Origin of the sequence: Ensifer sp. M14 (assembly GCF_003355565.1) — a bacterium.
Taxonomy (GTDB): Bacteria; Pseudomonadota; Alphaproteobacteria; order Rhizobiales; family Rhizobiaceae; genus Ensifer.
Genome location: NZ_QJNR01000011.1, coordinates 12129 through 28829, shown reverse-complemented (window position 1 = coordinate 28829; position 16701 = coordinate 12129). Strand labels below are relative to the sequence as shown.

Below are 16701 nucleotides of genomic sequence, written 5' to 3'. Positions count from 1 at the left end.
GACGCTTTGCTTTTCCCCCTCGTGGGGCCGCCGTTCCTCACGAACCCGTTGAGTTTGTTCGTAATCAGGAAAGATCTCTGCCGTGGCCGTTCCTCATTTCTCCGTCAATGTTGTCGCGCGTGGCTCCGGCCGCAGCGCGGTTCTGTCGGCGGCCTATCGGCACTGCGCCAAGATGGACTACGAGCGGGAAGCAAGGACGATCGACTATCGCGCCAAGCAGGGTTTGTTGCATGAGGAGTTCGCCGTTCCGGCCAATTCACCCGAATGGTTGCGGTTGATGATTGCAGATCGATCGGTGTCCGGCGCCTCGGAAGCCTTCTGGAACAAGGTCGAGGAATTCGAGAAACGCTCCGACGCCCAGCTCGCCAAGGACGTGACGATCGCCCTTCCGATCGAACTTTCACCCGACCAAAACATCGGGCTTGTCCGGGACTTTGTGGCAAGGCTCATCACCGCGCAGGGCATGGTTGCAGACTGGGTCTTTCATGACGCGCCGGGCAATCCGCACATCCACTTGATGACCACTTTGCGCCCACTCACCGAAGACGGGTTCGGCGCCAAGAAGGTCGCGGTTCACGGGCCGGACGGCAATCCAATCCGCAATGATCACGGAAAGATTGTCTACGAGCTTTGGGCCGGAGGCATGGCCGAGTTCAACGCGTTTCGCGATGGCTGGTTTGCCTGCCAGAACCGTCATCTGGCCCTTGCCGGTCTCGACATTCGTATCGATGGCCGCTCCTTCGAGAAGCAGGGTATCGAGCTCGCTCCGACAATCCACCTTGGGGTCGGGACGAAGGCGATCGAGAGGAAGACAGAGGGGGAAGCGGAGAAAGCGGCTCTTGAGCGGCTTGAGTTGCAGGAGGAACGGCGAAGCGAGAACGCGAGACGCATCCAGCGCCGGCCGGAGATCGTGCTCGACCTGATCACGCGCGAAAAGAGTGTTTTCGACGAATGCGACGTGGCGAAAATCCTGCATCGCTATATCGATGACCCCGGCCTGTTCCAGGGTCTGATGGCTCGCATTCTGCAAAGCCCGCAGGCGCTTCGTCTTGACCGCGAACGCGTTTCATTCGTGACGGGCGTGCGGGCGCCTGCGAAATATACCACGCGCGAGTTGATCCGGCTGGAAGCGGAGATGGCAAATCGCGCGATTTGGCTATCACACCGATCCTCGCATGGCGTTCGAGATGCAGTGCTCAAGGCGACGTTCGCGCGTCACTCGCGCCTGTCGCAGGAGCAGAAGTCGGCGATTGAGCATGTGGCGGGGCCCGAGCGGATCGCCGCTGTCATTGGCCGTGCCGGCGCCGGCAAGACGACGATGATGAAGGCTGCGCGTGAAGCGTGGGAAGCAGCGGGCTATCGTGTCGTCGGTGGTGCACTCGCCGGCAAGGCAGCCGAAGGATTGGAGAAGGAGGCGGGCATCGTCTCGCGCACGCTTTCGGCTTGGGAGTTGCGCTGGAAAGAAGGCCGAAACCTGCTCGACGACAAGACGGTCTTCGTTCTCGATGAAGCGGGCATGGTATCATCACGACAAATGGCGCTGTTCGTCGAGGCCGCGACGAGGGCTGGCGCCAAGCTCGTTTTGGTCGGCGACCCGGAGCAGCTGCAACCAATTGAAGCGGGCGCTGCCTTCCGGGCCATTGCCGATCGTATCGGCTATGCCGAACTTGGCACTATCTATAGACAACGCGAGCAGTGGATGCGCGACGCGTCGCTCGATCTTGCTCGTGGCGATGTCGGCAAGGCGGTCGAAGCCTATCGCGCAAATGGCAGGATTCTTGGCTCCGAGATCAAGACCCAAGCGGTCCAGGACCTCATCGCAGACTGGGACCGGGATTACGATCCTACCAAGACGACGCTGATCCTCGCCCACCTTCGGCGCGATGTGAGAATGCTGAACGATATGGCGCGTGCGAGGCTCGTTGAGCGAGGCTTGCTCGACGACGGTTTCGTGTTTCGGACCGAGGACGGGAACCGCCATTTCGCGCCTGGTGATCAGATCGTTTTCCTCAAGAATGAAGGATCGCTGGGCGTCAAGAACGGCATGATTGGCAAGGTCGTTGACGCTGCTCAGAATCGCATCATCGCGGAAATTGGCGAAGGCGAGCATCCGCGCCGGGTGACGGTGGAGAGCCGCTTTTACAACCGTATCGACCACGGCTATGCCACCACGATCCATAAGAGCCAAGGCGCCACCGTGGACCGGGTGAAAGTGCTCGCTTCGCTCTCCCTCGATCGGCATTTGACCTATGTTGCGATGACCCGACACCGGGAGGATCTCAGCGTCTATTACGGTAGGCGTTCATTCGCCAAGACCGGCGGCCTGATTGCGATTTTGTCGCGCAGACAAGCGAAGGAAACCACGCTCGATTACGAGAAGGCGACCTTCTACCGGCAGGCGCTTCGCTTTGCCGAAACTCGCGGCCTGCACCTCGTGATCGTCGCGCGCACGATCGCCCGTGATCGGCTCGAATGGACCATCCGGCAGAAAAACAGGCTGGTGGATCTGGCTCACCGGCTCGCCAGCATCGGCGAGCGGTGCAGGTTGGCCGTCGGCGCCAAAACACTCAACGCGCAAAGCATCAAGGAGACCAGGCCCATGGTTGCCGGTATCGCCACATTCGCGAAATCGATGGAGCAGGCGGTCGCTGACAGGCTCGAAGCGGACCAGGGCTTGAAGAAGCAATGGGAGGATGTCTCGACCCGCTTCCATGTCGTCTATGCCCAGCCGGAAGCCGCCTTCAAGGCGGTTAATGTCGACGTGTTGCTGAAGGACGAGGCCGCTGCGAAAACGACGCTAACGAAGATCGGCGGCCAGCCAGAAAGCTTTGGTATGCTCAAGGGCAAAACCGGGATGTTCGCAAGCCGCGCTGACAAGCAGGACCGCGAACGGGCGGAACGCAATGCTTCTGTACTTGCCGAGAGCCTCGGTAACTACATTCGCCAGCGCGAACGATCGGAACGACACCTTCAGGCTGAGGAAGTGGCTACCCGCCGCAAGTTTGCGATCGACATCCCGGCACTGTCTCCAGACGCCCGCCAAACGCTGGAGCGCGTGCGGGATGCTATCGATCGCAATGATCTCCCGGCGGCCCTGGGGTTCGCTCTCGCCGACAGAGATGTGAAGGCTGAACTGGACGGGTTTGCCAAGGCGGTCACCGAGCGCTTCGGGGAGCGCACGTTCCTGCCGCTCGCTGCCAAGGACACGAATGGGGAGGCCTTTCGAACGATCACAGCGGGGATGAAACCTGGCGAAACCGCAGAGGTCCTGTTGGCGTGGAAGTTGATGCGCGCGGTGCAGCAGCTCAGCGCTCATGAGCGCACGGTCGATGCCCTGAAACAGGCCGAGACGCTACGCCAGACCAGAAGTCAGGGGCTGTCGCTGAAATGACCGCCCCCCTCGTTACAACCGCGCGGATGAAGCGGCGCAAAAACCCGGTCCCACTCGGCTTGGCCATGATGACAATAGTGTTCCTCGGCGCGATCTCTACCGCCTGGTTCGGTCACTATCGGATCAATCTCACTCCGAGCGAACCGCTTGGTCTCTGGCGTATCGTCAAGCTCGATCGTCCGGTCGCTGTGGGCGATCTCGTCTTCATTTGTCCACCCCAAACCACGACGATGCATGAGGCGCGCGCGCGGGGGTATCTTCGCTCCGGTCTCTGCTCGGGCGGCGTCGCCCCCCTGATCAAATCGGTCATCGCCGTGGCCGGACAGCATGTCGAAGTGGAAGCCCATGTCAGCGCGGACGGCCGTTTGATACCCTCCTCCAGCTTGGTGCAGCTTGATGGACAAGGGCGGAAGATGACGCCGTTCCCGGGAGGAATTGTGCCGGCAGGTTCTGTGTTCCTGCACTCACCCTTCGCAGGCTCCTATGACTCCCGCTACTTCGGTCCGATCCCCGAAGCGGGAATTCTCGGACTGGCGCGAGAGGTGTTGACCTATGCACCGTAGCTACCTCCCGCCGACACCTTTGATCATCGCTTCGATCGTTGCCGGATGGATCGGGTGGAGCGGCCACGTCCTGCTTCTTCCAATTGCACTGGCGTTCCCGGTCCTTTGGTCGTGGGCGCGCACGAGGTTCGCGGCGATGCTTGTCTCGGCCGGGTATTTTCTCGCAGCGTCCCGTGGTTTGCCACACGGCGTCGCGGCCTTCTACGCCTCCGACCTGTGGCCCGGCTTGCTGCTTTGGCTATGTGCCTCGGGGAGCTTTGTTGCTGCGCATGCGTTGCTCTGGACGCGCTCCAGCGCTCGTCCGTTTCGCTATCTGGCGGCGGTCATCCTTATGGCGCTTCCACCCTTCGGCATCACAGGCTGGGCGCATCCAGTGACGGCGACAGGCGTTCTATTCCCAGGATGGGGATGGTGGGGATTGTTTGCGGTCACAGCCGGCCTCATGGGCCTCGTAACCCGTGCGTGGCCGGCTGTTGCCATTATCCTTTCGGGATTTTGGCTTTGGTCCGCCGCAAACTGGACCGACCCAAAACTACCCGAGGGTTGGCTCGCCGTCGATCTTAAGCTGGGGGCTTCGCTCGGCCGCGATGCGAGTTTTGAGCGTCACCGTGCCCTCATTGCAACGGTAAAGGACCGCGCACCGATTGGCATCAAAGCCGTCGTCTTTCCTGAAAGCACCCTGGGCTTCTGGACGCCAACGGTTGAACGGCTCTGGATCAGCGCCCTGCAAGGGACTGACATCACCGTGGTGGTCGGTGCGGCCACGCTTGGTGCAAAGACCTATGACAATGTGCTCATCGGCCTATCGGCGGGCGGAAGCGAGGTCCTTTATCGCGAGCGAATGCCGGTCCCCGGCTCGATGTGGCAGCCCTGGAGGTCGTGGTTCGGCAAAAGCGGTGGCGCGCGGGCGCATCTATTCGGCTACCCAATTGCGACGGTGGGCGATCGTCGGGTCGCACCGCTGATCTGCTACGAGCAGCTCATTGTCTGGCCGATATTGCAATCGATGCTCCACGATCCGGACCTGATCGTCGCCGTCGGAAACGGATGGTGGACCAAGGGGACATCCATCGTCGCGATTCAACGAGCGAGCACGATCGCCTGGGCCAGGTTGTTTTCAAAGCCGCTCGTTCTTTCCTTCAACACCTGAAGCTCGAGGAGCCGTCATGTTGGACGCTGACCTGATCAAAGAATGCGCCGATCCCTCTCTCCAACCCGCGATCGTCGAGCAGTTCGTGGATGCCGCGGGTTCCACGGATCCCCTCGCCGTGACGGTCAAATCGGGCGGCCGGGTGATACTGGTCCCAAAACCGACCTCGGTCGACGAGGCGATGGCGATCGTGAGGCAATATTCCGGACGGGCGGTGGTTCGCGTCGGCCTCACACAGTTTCCGGCGGGTCTCGGCGTTAAGGACGCCGCGGACCTGAAGCCTGAACTCGTCGACGCTTGCGAAAACCTTCGCAAGGGAACGGCGCTGTTTGCCAAGATATTGAGAATTGTCGCCAAGTGGTACGGCAATCCCAAGAGCGAAGACGCCCTTCCGCAAATTTTCGACGATGCGGTCTATGCATGGAAGACGGGGGAGTTTGAAGGCGTCAGAGTGTTTCAGGCGGAGGACCTGGGAGGCTCATTCGAATTGCCGCAGCAAAGCAAGGTGCATTCCGTCGATGATCAAGAGGCAGTAGTGGCGTCTCCTGAGAAACAAACGCAGGCGAATGAAGATGTTGAACGTGCCGGAATTCGCATCGATCTATCCCGCATTGGCGGGAAGTGACCGTCACTCCGGAAGTGCATATCTCGTCAAGATAGCTTCTCCGTCTTCGATGGTCATTTCGATCACTTCGTTCACCAGGTCGTTTCGATTAGCGAGCTCATCGAGGGTCGCGAGAAACAATTCGCGCTGCAGGGCGGGAAGCACCTGCGGAACGATGATCACGAGACCTGCGTGCAGCGCCTCCTTCGCATATAGTTTTCGGAAGTCGCGTGCGTTGTTCGTTACGAACGTGAAGTCTTCGGCGACGATGCGCGGCATGAGATCCCAATCGGTCTCGCCGCTTAAGCCAAGCCAGTTGATATGAAAGCAATCGTGGCCGTGATCTTGAGCAACGGCCACGAGCGATGTGTGCAGGCATTCATCGATGAGGAATTTCACGAAGCAGCGCTCGAGGGCTTCCGGGAATGGCCTGTGGCGAGCGGCAAACGCTTCACCGACTTCACCGTCAGCCCCTGCTCCGACAGCTTTTTCGGCCGGCCTCGAGCTGGGTGCGCTGCCGCCCAGATTTCGGCGAGTTCCACCATGCGTGCTGTAACGGACGGATAGCCCTCGACAATCTCCGCGGTGGTGGCGCCTTGCTGTTTCATAGCAGCGATCATTCGCACTGGAACGCGCGTGCCGTTGAAAACCGGTTCGCCGCCTGCGAGGCCTTTGACAATCTGAATCCTTTGTTCGGCTTCCCGGAGTGCCTCCGCGCGTGCAGCCAGCTGCTCCCTTGCCCGCGCCACATCGACAATCAGATAGTCGTCTGCTCGTATTGTCTCCGCATCCGGGTTCTGATCGATCGTGTCGAACAAGCGTTTACGACGCTCGGCAGACAGGATCGAGCCCACGCCGTACCAAAGCTTCAGGCGCAGCAGATCCTCGACGGAAAGTTCTCTGCCCTCCCGCCCGAAATGAGCCTCGATAATCCGCTTATCGATTGCATTATGTACCGACTTTACCGCAACTTCACTAAGAGCTGCGGCTTCGGCGGGCGTGTAAGCTCGTGCTGCCGTTACCATAATCATTCTCCTTATGGAGAAGATATAATGCAGGTGGAACCTGCCGTAAAGACCGATCTCGCTCTTCGAGCCTCTATTGGAGCATAACCACTTGGTCTGCCTCGATGCAAAATGTTCGAAGTGGCCGCCAGCGGGCCGTTGGCTTTCACAGTCCAAGAGAACATGCGGCGGCGCTCTTGGCTTCCTTCTGTGCGATGCCAACAATTTTCTCGATCGCGACCTTACTGTCCTGGTCATCCAAGGTGATTTTGGTACCGTCATCAAGCGTTATGCGCAGGGAGCTACTATCGGCGTGACGCTTCCTCAATGATCGCACGACGCAATAACCGCGGCAGCGCTGCTCGCAACCGCACTAACGGCGCCAACCGAAATGGCAAGTGTCGCGGCGCCCCCACGGATCTCTTAACCACCTACGTTGGGTACGGATGCTAGGGCTTTACCAAAAGCTCGGTCGGGTCCACACCCAATCCTTCCGAAATTTGCCCCAAAACTGTGACGGTGGCAGAAACGTTTGCCCGTTCAATATCCCCGATATGCCGGACGCTCAGGCCGGTACGGTGGGCCAGTTCTTCCTGCGTCAGTTTCTTGCCATGACGTATTCGACGCAAGTTCATCGCCATGACCTCCTTGAGATCCATCGCATGAGCGGAACCCTAATCAGCACTATCGTGCCAGGAACTATAGTTCCGATTCGACGATGCATGTGCTATCACGCGCCTGTCGATCATCTCACTGTTACGATTTAGTAGAGTAGTGGTCTTCGGCATAGAAACGGCCACTACATTCCGGGTCGAACGAGGTCACGGAGCTTGGGGAATATGAAGATGGAAGACGCTGAATCCTTCAAAGATACGGAAGCGGAGCGCACTTCTCGATATGGCTCGATCGGCAAGTCAGAATTGGAGAGGTTGGCAGTTTCCGCCATCCGCGAACACCGCGCGCTTCTCGCGGCCGATCAGGCCGTCTACGAAGAATGGCTGCGCGCAACCGATGATCCGTCGACTTCCACCGCAGTTCTACAGACGATCCAGAATGAATATCTCGCACGCCAAAAAAATTCCGAGGCTCAGCAAGGCGAGCTCTCGGAGATTTTAGATGCGCTCGGTTTCTTGCCGGATGTGCCTATCGACGACAGCGAGCAGGAGTCAGACGAGGCGCCGATCCTTGGCAATTGCGACGAGGTGAGGAACTGAATCCGCACCCAGTTTGTGACGTGCCTGATCGAGATAGTGTTGGACGGTACGTGGCTTGATACCCGTGATTATCGCAATTTCTTCAACCTTCTTTCCTTTCGCAGACCACATAAGGCAGAGCATTTCCCGCGGCGACAAGGCCCGCTTGGGATTGAGCGTCGATCTCGCTGCAACAGCCCTTAGCTGGTAGTGGATGGCCATCAGCAATTGGAGCGCCTTTTTAGAATCGAGTGCTTCTGAAACGCCCGCATTCTTTTCCGGCGACGAGAATGTCAGCATGATCGCGGATCCATAACTTCCCTCTACGCGGATAGTGACACCGGATCGAATACCATGGTCGATCGCCTCGTCGCGAAATCGCCGCAGGTCCGAGCTTCCGCGGGCTGGCCAGTCGTCCGCGGCCCAGCCAAAAATTTCTCGCATCCGCCTCGCTTCGATGACGACGGGGTCGAGGGTGGAGTATCCACTTTTAAGGTAGTCACGTTCCCATGGGCCGGGATACGAGTTGAAGGTCTTGACCTGAAACCCATCAGTTTGAAGATAGGCGAACCGCTCATATCCATGCATATGCGCGAAGTGTTTGAGAGCAGTCTTTATCATTAGCTCATCGCAGGCGGCTTCCAGCCTGTCGATGGACGAGCGAAGGTGGTCACTCACATCATCTCTCCTGTCCTCTTGATCTGGCAAAAATTGCCTTCAGCACGATCATAGCCACCAACCTTTCAGGTCACCTGAGTACCACAGCGCTGGTGGCAACCTTTGGTGGCTTTGCTTCAGGCAATTCTCCCGATCCGTGTTGCATATCACTAAGCGTGGGAAGAGATTTTTCAAGTCACGCTACCGTAAATTGCGGCCGCCTGTTTGTGCCAGGGGAAGCATTGTGGTTGTGACGTCGCACAAATCTCCCGCGAGCAACGCGTCGCGGTCCAGACTGGGGCTATCCACGGTAGATAGAAGGAAAGATGATGTCCTGGTCGACGAGCAGATTGAACTTGTAGCCCGGCCGAATGCGGATTGTCGGCTGAACATTGAGGTTCTTCGAGATCGTTTGCTCGGCCACGCGACCAAATGTTTCTGCGAAGTTTCGCCGAGCGGCATCAGATGCTGTGTCCTGGGACGCACGCGTCGAACTCTCCGGCATCGACATATCGATGCCAGTCCCAATTAAGGCAATCAGCGCAGCCGACCCGAATGTCCTCAGGAGGTGCCGGTCAACCTTATCGCTAAAGCCCCCATATCCCTCGGCATCGGTACCCGCCATGCCTCCGATCTGCAGCGTCGATCCGTTTGGAAAGATGAGATCGGTCCAGACGACGAGCACACGCTCTTGACCGAAGGAGACTTTTGAATCATAGCGGCCGAACAGCTTCGCCCCCTGGGGAATGAGAAGTCGGTGACCGGTCGCACTGTCATAGACATTCTGGCTGACCTGAGCTGTGATCCGGCCGGGTAAATCGGAATTCAGCCCCGTGATCAAGGTGGCCGGGATGACCGATCCGCGTTTCAATTCGAATAGTGACAGCTGCGGGACCACCTGGTTGGGCAAGTAGCCGAGATCCCTGATGTCCTGGTTGAAGAAATCCTCTTTTGAGGCCTGGCGGTTCTGGTCGCCTTTTTGGTCCATGACGCCGGCGTTGAGCGCAGCCGCGTAGAGATCGGACGTCCCGCTTGTCATAGCGGTTGGTCGTGCGACAGAGGCCTTCGAATTGTCGGGCGAGCCCGAGACGACCGCAACGTCTACCTTCAACGGCGAGTCATAGGCGGTGGCACGCGCCTGAAGCCGCGCCATGCGCTGGCGCTGCGCCTCCCGGAGATACTGCTCATCTTGCTCCCGCTTCAGCCGCGCTTTCCAGTCTTCCTCTGTTTCGGGCTGCGGCTGTTGTTCAACCGGACCGTTCGCAATGATGGGCTCCTTGTCGCGTTTTCCTCCAATGGCCACTGGCTTCGGTTGAAAGGCCTCCTGTTTATCGGGCTCGCCGATTATGCCGTCAGTAACACCGCGCTTCAGCTGTTCGCCATAGCTTGTCGCTGGCGTGCTCCCCGCGTTGCCAACCTCGTTGCTCCGGTTAAATGAAAGCCCCCGCCAGGACAGACCGAGGATTACGATGCCAAAGAACAGCACGATGACGCCTATCGCAATTATGATTGGAAGGCGATTGAGGCGACGCATTTCCTGCTGGTTATCATGGCCGGAAGCGCCAAGCTGAAGGGACTGTACCATTCACTCTTCCTCAGTTGTGGCGCAGGACCGAGAGCGGGCCCGCTGGCGTCGCGCCGCTTGCGGTCTGCGTGTAGGCACGGGCGATGGCGAGCGAGGGGATCGTGAGGCGCGCAAGGACCTGACCATCGAAAGTGTCGATCGCGTAGGTAAGCGCTACCGGTTTTTCTTTTTTGGTTGTCTTGCTCTCCGAAGTAACTGTGTAACCCCACCCCGTTAAGGCTGCTTCGAGTGCGATCGCGTACTCGGTTTCGCCTTTATCGAGCTTGATCGTTGTCGTTGCCGGCGAGCCGGTCTGTTCGGCAAATCGGCTTGCCATATCGCCGGCGATTGCACTGGCAGCTGGTCCGGTGACCGAAGTCGAAGTGGAGTCCGTGGTGAATGCTTCATCTCCCGTCTGGCAACTGGTGAGCAGCCCCACCGTGAGAACGAACATGGGCAATTTGCGCATCGTCAGCCGCCTCTCCGGATGGTGATCTTCTGGCGGCGCCAGCCAACGCCGGAAACGAGTAGCGCTTTCTCGACTGCATAGTCGACGATCATCATCTCGTTCTTCATTCGGTAATTGACGATGCGGTTCTGGCCACCGCTGACGACAAAGAGCACTGGCGCGTCCTGACCGGCAATGGAGCGGGGAAACTGGATGTAGGTCTTGATGCCGTCGGAGTAGACCCGCTTGGGCTTCCATGCCGCGCTACCGCTGACGGAATAGGAAAAGCTCAAAGCCTCCGGCCTTGCTCCGGCAAAACTACCAGTTTCCAGGCGCGAGTTAACGTCGGCCAGCTTACGAGACGTGTCCTCGGGATATTCAAAGCCCACCCTCGCCATATACTGGCTCGGGTGGGATTTAAGCTGGATATGATAGGTGCGTCGCGAGGTGGTGACGACCATTGAGGTCACGAGGCCGGGTTCGGATGGCTTGACGATGAGATGGATTGCCTGCCCGCCAGCCGCCCCCGATGTCGCGGGCTCGATCTTCCAGCGCACGGTGTCGCCAACGAGAACATCACGAACAATCTCGCCGCCCTGCAACTCGATATCGCAGACCTGCAAAGGAGAGCAAACGACAGAAGGCTGGGTCTCGCCAAAAAGGAAGATGACCTTCCCGTCAGCTCCCTTTGTGACGAGACCTGAAGAGCCGCGCCATTTACCGGAAATGCTCGTCCCTTTGGCTTCGTTCTTACTCATGCTTTGGGCCTGCGCTGTCATGGCGAAGACGAGCCCAGCCAGGCAGCCCGCGGCCGCACTGAAAACTGTTTTGTGCATTTTGATGTCCCCTGCCCTCAGAGCTGTGCGGTCCAGTCAAAGTCCTGGACGTAGAGGCCGATCGGATTGAGGCGGATGATCGCTTCGTCCTGCGGCGCGGTGAGTACGACGGTCGCGATACCGCGGAAGCGGCGCGTGTCGGTTTCTTTGCCCTTGCGGTCACGCTCATACTCGGACCAGTCGATCTGGTAGGTCTGGTTCGATAGCGCGACGATGTTGTTGACCTCGATTGCGACAGTCGACGTCTTCGCCTTTTCAAACGGGGAGTTGCCGCGGAACCAGGCGTTGATTTTTTGGGTGGACGGGTCCGCGGTGCGAACAAGGGCGTAGGTACGATCGATGTATTGCTTCTGGACGACCGCGTCCGGAGAGATACTTCGGAAACTCGTGACGAAGTTGCCGAGCATCGCGCGCACCACACGCGCATCGGCATACTCGATCTGTTCAGGGAAACCCGAGGTGACCGGCGTACCGAGCTTGTCTACTTCGACGATGTAAGGCACTAGCCTGACCTGGGTGCTGAGGTACAGCGCATAGCCGAAGCCGATGATGGCCATGGCCAGACTGAGAATTCCGACGGTCCGCCAGGCGGCCGCGGCTTTGACATAGGATCCGTAGCGCTCGGACCATTCTTGACGTGCTGCAAGGTATGGGTTTTCGGGGACGTGGTTTGTGGCCATAGTCGATCCTCGGGGGCTAGGTTTTCTCGTTTCGCTCAGGAAGGGGCGTCTTTCCACTCCCACGGCCGCGAGCCTCGTCCAGCTTTGCGTTCGCGAGACCCAGCAGCGAGCCGGCATAGGCGCCGGGCGATCCGATCGCTTTCTCCTTGGCGGCGGAAGCGGTTGCCTTCGCTCCCGAGCTGAGAGTTGACCAGGCTCCGCTAAGCGCTGAACCGCCGATCGAAGAACCGGCAGCACGAGCGGATTGGGCTGCTGCAGCCCCGGCGCCAACCGAGCCGGCTACCAACGAGGCCGCGCCAGCGGCGAACGACGCTGCTTGGCTTCCGTGACGGATTGTTTCCATCCCGCCGGTCACGGAGGCGCCCTGCACCACGCCTTGGATGATGTTGGGTACGTACATTGCGATGATGAAAACGACGACTGCGATGCCGGCGATTGCAAGCGCTGTTTGGAACTTGTCGCCGGCGTCCGGCTCATTCGCAAGCCCGATTAGCACTTCGGACCCGATACGCGAGATCATCACCAGCCCCATCAGCTTCATGCCAACGGAGAACGCGTAGACTAGGTATCGAATGGCGAAGTCTTTCGTAAACGACGATCCCCCGAGCCCGAGCATAATCATGCCGGCAAGTAGCCCCAGGTACATCTCGACCATCACCGACACGAAGATTGCGGCGACCAAGGAAAATGCGACAACCGACACGACCATGGCGAGGGCCGCTGAGATCGCCAGTGCGTTGTCCTCGAAGAGCCCGAACTGCACTTTTTCGGACATCTTCGTTGCGACGGTTAAGCCGGCGTTGAAAACATCTGCGGGCGAAGCCGTACCACCACCGGCTCCAATCTCGAAAAGACTATCGACAACTGCCTTCGCGAAGACAGGTCCCTGCTCAAGCACGAAAGCAAAGAAACCGATGAACATAATACGGCGGACAAGCTCGGCGAACCAACTGTCCAGTGAGGCCGCCTGCAAGGCAAGCCAGACCGCGGCAATGCCGATCTCGATGGTTGCCAAAATCCAGAAGAGAGATCTTGCCGCGTTCATCACCGTGGCTTCCCAGCCTTTGGCTGCCGTTGTGATTTGGTTTTGCAGGGATGTGAGAATTGAACCTTCCTGAGCCAATGCAGGATGCGCCGCCAGTACTGCAACCGCTGCGAAAAGCGCGAACGTTCGGACGTTGGGAGGGAGCGTTGACGACATGGGATCACCACTCAAACTTCATCTTTTGACCGCCCGACGTTGGGTACTTCTGCGAAGTGCCGAAGAACTTTGCGCGCGTGTCCTGAGCGGCATGTTTTTCTGAGATGAAAAGCCAAACACTCACGATGGTGATCGAAAGAATGGCGGTGAGCGAGGTCACGATGATCTTTGTTTTCACCATTCCACCTTCATTTTCTCGCCACCGGTTGTGGACGGGGCAGTCGCCCCGAAGAACTCCTCCCTACGAGCTTGGGCCAAATCCTTGTCTGTTTGTTCGGATTGCAGCCACGTGCCCATCATCGTCATCTGCTGCGAGACGAGGCCGCGCAGCTTCTGCATCTGGCTCACCTGCTGCGCTGCGATCTGGTGACCCACCTGAAGCGCCTTCATCTGTCCGTCGGCAGATTGCGACATCGATCGGAGCTCATCCATGGTGCCCTCCTCGGTGTCGAACTGATCGGCGGTGAGTTTTGCTGCTCTCAAGGTTCCCGCGATCGTGTCGCGGTTCGTGTCTGACCAGGACTGATAGCTCGACGAGAAGCTCTCGCCGTTTGGCAGATCCGCCTTCAGGTCTGAGTAGCTTTTGAAGCGTTGCTGCAGGACGTCGTCGGCATTGCCCATGGAAAAGGCGATGCTTTGCCCCTTTTCGACGATCCCGCGCAACTGGTTTAGGTCTCGCTCGACCTCGCCCCAAATGTGGTTCGGCAATCGCGCGGTGTTCTGAAGCATATTGTCGTAGATCTTCAGCTGGTTCTGAATCTGCTCGGCCAACTGGCCGATTTGGGTCAACTGGTTATCGACCTGCAAGCCGCTGGTTTTGAGGAGATCGACGAGTTGAGCGTTGTTGGCGAGTTGCGTCCACTCGGTGGCAACGCCTGTTGCTGATCCGGAGCGAGCGGGTAGCGGCAACCCGCCCACAATTGTGACGGCAGCCAAGGCTGAAAGCACCTTACTGGATGTTAAGCAGCGACGCGGCATGGGGGACTCCTCTCGTTGTCAACCAGTGGCTTGGCCAGTCCTGACCGTGAGCGGAATTGAGTGCGCGAACGCGCTTGAGGTCCGCCTTGCCCGACGCCCCAACGAAACTCAGTGCAACCGGACCCAGCGCCATATCGAAAAGCCGCCGGCCCTCTGGCGTGACCACGTAATATTCTCGCTTGGGGACGGCCATCGAGACGATCTCGATCTGCCGCTCATTAAAGCCGATCCGCTCGTAGAACTCGCGCGTCCCTGGCTCGCGGGCCGCGCCGTTCGGAAGGCAAATCTTGGTCGGGCACGATTCCTTCAGCACATCGATGATGCCAGAGCGCTCGGCATCCGAGATTGACTGGGTCGCGAGCACGACCGCGCAGTTAGCCTTGCGCAGGACCTTCAGCCATTCGCGGATCTTGTTGCGGAATACCGGGTGGCCCAGCATCAGCCAGGCCTCGTCCAGCACAATCAGGCTTGGGGAGCCGTCTAGCCGCTTCTCGATCAGGCGGAACAGATAGGTCAGTACCGGTACGAGGTTGCGTTCGCCCAGGTTCATGAGGTGTTCGATTTCAAAAGTCTGGAAAGCCCCGAGGGTGAGCCCGTCCTGCTCAGCGTCGAGCAGCTGACCCATTGGCCCATCGACAGTGTAGTGGTGAAGCGCGTCCTTGATCTCGCGCATCTGCACGCCGCTGACGAAATCCGATAGAGACCGGCCGGTGGCCTTGGCCATCAAACCGATCTGGCGCGAAATGGCGTTGCGATGGTCGGGTGTGATCGTCATGCCCTGCAACGCAACGAGCATTTCGATCCATTCGCTCGCCCAGGCCCGATCTCCATCCGTGGAAAGATCGAATAGCGGGCAGAAGGCAAGCGCCCTGCCCTCTCCTTCATGATCGCCGCCGATCTCGTAGTGCCCGCCGCCGGTGGCCAGCGTTAGCGGCAGAAGTGAATTGCCTTTGTCGAAGGCGAAGACCTGGGCGAACTCGTAACGTCGGAACTGAGCGGCGATCAGCGCCAACAGCGTCGACTTCCCCGATCCGGTCGGGCCGAAGATGAGGGTATGTCCAACGTCATCGACATGCAGATTGAACCGGAATGGCGTCGAGCCGGTCGCGACCTGCATTAGGGGCGGAGAATTGGGAGGGAAGAAGGGACAAGGGGCGATCGGGCTACCCGACCAAACCGAATTGAGCGGAACCAGATCAGCAAGGTTGCTGGTGTTGATCAACGGCTCGCGGATGTTGCAGTACCAGTTTCCCGGAAGGCTGCCGAGAAAGGCATCTGTCGCGTTGAGTGTTTCGATCCGGGCACCGAAACCTTCAGCCTGCACCAATCGGCGGATCGCCTCGGCCTTCTCCTGCAATACGTCACGGTCGTTGTCGAAAAGCAGGACGACCGGCGTATAGTATCCGTAGGCGACGAGCTGCGACGAAGCCTGAGCGATCGCGTCTTCGGCTTCGGCAACCATCCTCATCGCGTCCTGATCGAGGGACCGGCTTTGGGTCTGAAACAACTGGTCGAAAAAGGGGCGAACCTTCTGCTGCCACTTCTTGCGCGTGCGCTCCAGCTTCTGACGTGCCTCTTCCGCATCGAGGAAGATGAAGCGTGATGACCATCGGTAGGTGAGCGGCATCAAATCCAGGCTGTTCAGGATCCCTGGCCAGCTCTCAGCAGGAAAGCCGTCGATAGCCACGACACCGAGAAACCGGTTCTCGACCTTCGGGCTCAGCCCATGCTGAAACTCCGCTGTTGCGATCCAATCCAAATACATAGGGACGTCGGGGAGTCGGATCGGATGGTTTTCCCCGGTTACGCAGAACCGGACGAATTGGAGAAGCTCGTCGTATCGCGCGCTGCGCTCCCCTCCCCTCTCGGCAACCTCGCGCGTCTCCATGCGCTGGATCGAAAGTGTGTTTGCGAAATACTGCTCGATCTCGCGTACGCTATTCCTGAATGTGAAGAGGACCGTATCTGCGTAGGTTTTCCTCCGGCTGTCCTCATCCGAGTAGATGTATTTGCCGAGCGCAGTTTTCTTCGACTCAGGTGGCCGGTGCGTGAGGATCAGGGCATGCTTGCTCTCAAAGTGCCCCTGCTCGCGCGCGAAATGCGCCCGGCGTTCGGCATCGATCGCGCGCGTCACGGGATCTGGAAAGTGGCACCGATCTTCCGAAGAGTATTCGATTGTCGGAACCCGAATGGCCTCGACCTGGATCATCCATCCGCTGCCAAGCCGTGACAGGATTGCGTTGATATGGCGCGAAAGTTCGTTTCTCTCGAGGTCAGTGGCGCTTTCGGAATCGGGCCCAGCGAAGTACCAGCCCGCCATCAGGCTCCCATCTTTCAGGAGCAGGACGCCGTTGTCGACCAGGCCAGCATACGGAACGAGATCAGCGAAAGACGGGCCGGTGGCCCGGAAGCGTTTAAGAGCGACCATGGTT

At 58.9% G+C, this 16701-nt stretch carries 17 protein-coding genes; 5 read left to right on the top strand and 12 right to left on the bottom strand.

Going from position 1 to position 16701, the window contains the following annotated elements; translation table 11 throughout:
• Window positions 1-82 precede the first annotated feature (82 nt).
• The 4 genes from traA to BLJAPNOD_RS27140 all read left to right on the top strand — a co-directional run bounded on the left by traA (window position 83) and on the right by BLJAPNOD_RS27140 (window position 5729).
• Entirely contained in the window at window positions 83-3391 is a 3309-nt protein-coding gene (gene traA, locus BLJAPNOD_RS27155; RefSeq protein ID WP_115422167.1) for a Ti-type conjugative transfer relaxase TraA, read from the top strand.
• Between the two features lie 65 nt (window positions 3392-3456).
• The gene (gene traF, locus BLJAPNOD_RS27150; RefSeq protein WP_244611117.1) at window positions 3457-3954 is read left to right on the top strand and encodes a conjugative transfer signal peptidase TraF; all 498 of its coding nucleotides are present in this window, start codon (window positions 3457-3459) and stop codon (window positions 3952-3954) included.
• A complete protein-coding gene (locus BLJAPNOD_RS27145) occupies window positions 3944-5104 on the top strand; it encodes a conjugal transfer protein TraB (protein WP_115422165.1) in 1161 nt (386 codons plus the stop codon). Before traF ends, BLJAPNOD_RS27145 begins: the two co-directional genes overlap by 11 nt.
• A 16-nt stretch (window positions 5105-5120) precedes the next feature.
• On the top strand, window positions 5121-5729 hold the full coding sequence (locus BLJAPNOD_RS27140) for a TraH family protein (RefSeq protein WP_115422164.1): 609 nt from the start codon (window positions 5121-5123) through the stop codon (window positions 5727-5729).
• 3 nt (window positions 5730-5732) lie between these two features.
• On the opposite strand, the gene BLJAPNOD_RS27135 is transcribed toward BLJAPNOD_RS27140, so the two are convergent.
• The 3 genes from BLJAPNOD_RS27135 to BLJAPNOD_RS27125 form a co-directional block, all read right to left on the bottom strand.
• Entirely contained in the window at window positions 5733-6107 is a 375-nt protein-coding gene (locus BLJAPNOD_RS27135; RefSeq protein WP_115422163.1) for a DUF5615 family PIN-like protein, read from the bottom strand.
• On the bottom strand, window positions 6104-6733 hold the full coding sequence (locus BLJAPNOD_RS27130; protein WP_115422162.1) for a DUF433 domain-containing protein: 630 nt from the start codon (window positions 6731-6733) through the stop codon (window positions 6104-6106). The genes BLJAPNOD_RS27135 and BLJAPNOD_RS27130 overlap by 4 nt, the downstream gene beginning before the upstream one ends.
• 428 nt (window positions 6734-7161) lie before the next feature.
• Window positions 7162-7371, bottom strand: a complete 210-nt coding sequence (locus BLJAPNOD_RS27125; protein WP_115422161.1) for a helix-turn-helix transcriptional regulator — start codon at window positions 7369-7371, stop codon at window positions 7162-7164.
• 186 nt (window positions 7372-7557) lie between these two features.
• Here BLJAPNOD_RS27125 and BLJAPNOD_RS27120 point away from each other — a divergent pair, with 186 nt between their 5' ends.
• The gene (locus BLJAPNOD_RS27120) at window positions 7558-7926 is read left to right on the top strand and encodes a transcriptional repressor TraM (protein ID WP_115422160.1); all 369 of its coding nucleotides are present in this window, start codon (window positions 7558-7560) and stop codon (window positions 7924-7926) included.
• On the opposite strand, the gene BLJAPNOD_RS27115 is transcribed toward BLJAPNOD_RS27120, so the two are convergent.
• The 9 genes from BLJAPNOD_RS27115 to BLJAPNOD_RS27075 form a co-directional block, all read right to left on the bottom strand.
• Complete coding sequence (locus tag BLJAPNOD_RS27115; RefSeq protein WP_244611116.1) at window positions 7879-8583, bottom strand: autoinducer binding domain-containing protein; 705 nt, start codon at window positions 8581-8583, stop codon at window positions 7879-7881. The two genes, BLJAPNOD_RS27120 and BLJAPNOD_RS27115, sit on opposite strands and share 48 nt — an antisense overlap.
• A 280-nt stretch (window positions 8584-8863) precedes the next feature.
• On the bottom strand, window positions 8864-10147 hold the full coding sequence (gene trbI / locus BLJAPNOD_RS27110; protein ID WP_115422159.1) for an IncP-type conjugal transfer protein TrbI: 1284 nt from the start codon (window positions 10145-10147) through the stop codon (window positions 8864-8866).
• A gap of 10 nt (window positions 10148-10157) precedes the next feature.
• On the bottom strand, window positions 10158-10595 hold the full coding sequence (trbH, locus tag BLJAPNOD_RS27105) for a conjugal transfer protein TrbH (protein ID WP_115422158.1): 438 nt from the start codon (window positions 10593-10595) through the stop codon (window positions 10158-10160).
• 2 nt (window positions 10596-10597) lie between these two features.
• Window positions 10598-11410 carry a P-type conjugative transfer protein TrbG gene (trbG, locus tag BLJAPNOD_RS27100; RefSeq protein ID WP_115422157.1) on the bottom strand — a complete coding sequence of 271 codons (813 nt, stop codon included), beginning with the start codon at window positions 11408-11410 and terminating at the stop codon, window positions 10598-10600.
• 17 nt (window positions 11411-11427) lie between these two features.
• Entirely contained in the window at window positions 11428-12090 is a 663-nt protein-coding gene (locus tag BLJAPNOD_RS27095; RefSeq protein ID WP_115422156.1) for a conjugal transfer protein TrbF, read from the bottom strand.
• A gap of 16 nt (window positions 12091-12106) precedes the next feature.
• Window positions 12107-13291: a P-type conjugative transfer protein TrbL gene (gene trbL / locus BLJAPNOD_RS27090; protein WP_115422155.1), complete on the bottom strand. Its 1185-nt coding sequence runs from the start codon at window positions 13289-13291 to the stop codon at window positions 12107-12109.
• A 4-nt stretch (window positions 13292-13295) separates the two neighbouring features.
• Window positions 13296-13472: an entry exclusion protein TrbK gene (gene trbK, locus BLJAPNOD_RS27085; RefSeq protein WP_115422154.1), complete on the bottom strand. Its 177-nt coding sequence runs from the start codon at window positions 13470-13472 to the stop codon at window positions 13296-13298.
• On the bottom strand, window positions 13466-14269 hold the full coding sequence (trbJ, locus tag BLJAPNOD_RS27080; RefSeq protein WP_115422153.1) for a P-type conjugative transfer protein TrbJ: 804 nt from the start codon (window positions 14267-14269) through the stop codon (window positions 13466-13468). The genes trbK and trbJ overlap by 7 nt, the downstream gene beginning before the upstream one ends.
• A complete protein-coding gene (locus BLJAPNOD_RS27075) occupies window positions 14241-16697 on the bottom strand; it encodes a conjugal transfer protein TrbE (protein ID WP_115422152.1) in 2457 nt (818 codons plus the stop codon). Before BLJAPNOD_RS27075 ends, trbJ begins: the two co-directional genes overlap by 29 nt.
• Window positions 16698-16701 lie beyond the last annotated feature (4 nt).